This is a genomic window from Geobacillus sp. B4113_201601 (assembly GCF_001587475.1).
Classification (GTDB): domain Bacteria; phylum Bacillota; class Bacilli; order Bacillales; family Anoxybacillaceae; genus Geobacillus; species Geobacillus icigianus.
The window spans coordinates 1-1,846 of the sequence record NZ_LQYX01000031.1 but is presented as its reverse complement, the minus strand read 5'-3'; the positions used below and the strand labels follow the sequence as shown (position 1 = coordinate 1,846).

Sequence of the window (1,846 nt, the reverse complement as noted above, 5' to 3'; positions counted from 1 at the left end):
GGTATTGTCAAAAGTTTATCCTCCACACTCACGGTTTTCCCTTGAGTTTCAACGGTTGGAAGAAAAAAAGCTTGCCACCCCCGTTGTTTTCGGCCATCATTGAGGTAACGACACCCAACAGCCAAAACAAAGGAGTGACAAGCTTTGTTACCTCAATTATTAGCCTATTTGCTCGAAATAATCAAGACCCAATATCAAATCATTGTGTATTTGATGGGTGTGATCGTGGGAAAATCCTTGAATCTCGAGGACTTGGACGAACCCATCCAAAAGCCGTACCGGAAACTTCAGGTCGATGACCTTCCGATCATCGATGTGCCGGAAACCCTTGATTACCGGAAGCTGTTGGCAGACTATGAAGCCCAGCACGGACGTCCTTTACGGCCCATCCAGCGCCGCGCGAATGCGAAACACCGTGTTCCGGATTCGTTGACCTGCCCTCGCTGCCAGGCTCCCTCTTCTTACCTGTACGCCAATAACGGCGGAAAAGGGCAATACCAATGCAAAGTGTGCCAGTGCCGGTTCAACCACCGAAATCGGTTCACCAAGCAAGCGGTCTTTCGCTGCCCGCACTGCAAAAAGACGCTGGAAAAAATCAAGGAACGCAAAGAATACCACATCTATAAGTGCAAGAACAACGCTTGCCCGTTTTACCAGGCCAACCTTCGCCGGATGACGAAGAAGGAGCGCCAACAGTTTCAACAGGATCCTCAAGCCTTCAAGGTGCGGTATTTGTTTCGAGAGTTCTTGTTTGACTTTCTCCCGTTGGCTTCCTCGTCGCTCATCAAGCCGAAGGTCGATTTGTCCCGGCTGGCTGCGTCGCCGCACGTGTTGGGGCTCGTGTTGACGTACTACGTCAACTTTGGGATGTCCTCGAGGGAGACCGCCGCCGCCATGAAGGACATCCATGGCGTCTCGATCTCCCATCAGACGGTGCTCAACTACGCCAACAGCGTCGCGCTTTGGATCAAGCCCTTTGTCGACCGGTTCCCGTATGAGCTGTCCGGTTCGTTTTGCGGGGACGAGACGTATATTCGCGTCAAAGGGCGCTGGCATTACCTGTTCTTTATGTTTGACGCCGTCAAAAAGATCGTGCTGTCGTATCGCGTCTCGCCCAACCGGGACACGCTCTCGGCCATCAAGGCCATCGATGATGTCCTCAGGAAGCTAGCGTCCCTCCCAGACGACTTGTCGTTCGTCGTGGATGGCAACCCGATTTACCGGCTGGCGCAACACTTCTTCGCCCAACACGGGATTTCATTTGACGTCCGCCAAGTGATCGGGCTGACCAATGAGGATCCGGTCTCGGAAGAGTTTCGCCCTCTCAAGCAGATCATCGAGCGATTCAACCGGACCTTTAAAGGCAACTACCGCCCGACCCATGGGTTTGGTGCGGAAGAAGGCTCGGTGTCCTTTGTGACGCTGTTTGTGGCGTATTTCAACTTTCTGCGCCCACACAGCGCGCTCGAAGGCCGGGTGCCGGTCGTCATCCCGGAACTGGCGGATCTTCCGCATATGCCGGCCCGGTGGACGAAGCTGATCGCCATGGCACAAGCGTTTCTCCAACAAGAGGCGGCCTGACTTTTTTGTCCTCCGGAGCCCGTTGAACAGAACTCCTGCCGGATTCGGCGAAGCGAACCCTTGACCAACCGAACACCGCCAAAGGTAAAATTCGGTCATGGCAAGGGCGGCTTTCTTATTGCCTTCTTTTTTGTCCCCGTCGCCCTTGACGACTCTTCCGCACCTTTGGCGGGTGTTGGTCAAGGGCGAATCCGGCCCTCCGCATGCCCCACGATGCTCAATGGGATGATCTGTGTGGAGTTTTCATAGAACTTTTGACGCTACC

At 54.1% G+C, this 1,846-nt stretch carries 2 protein-coding genes; both read left to right on the top strand.

Features of this window, described 5'->3' with window-relative positions; translation table 11 throughout:
* Window positions 1-299, top strand: a 299-nt coding sequence (locus tag B4113_RS20315; RefSeq protein ID WP_235597956.1) for a hypothetical protein, incomplete at its 5' end; no start/stop codon positions are given.
* Window positions 214-1,581, top strand: coding sequence for a DDE-type integrase/transposase/recombinase (locus B4113_RS04260; RefSeq protein WP_235597955.1), 1,368 nt, complete (start codon window positions 214-216; stop codon window positions 1,579-1,581). The genes B4113_RS20315 and B4113_RS04260, both read left to right, overlap by 86 nt.
* Window positions 1,582-1,846: the final 265 nt, after the last annotated feature.

What these genes read in the sequence shown, in the direction of transcription:
- B4113_RS04260 (WP_235597955.1), top strand. Translation starts at nt 214, where the DNA reads ATGGGTGTGATCGTGGGAAAATCCTTGAATCTCGAGGACTTGGACGAA.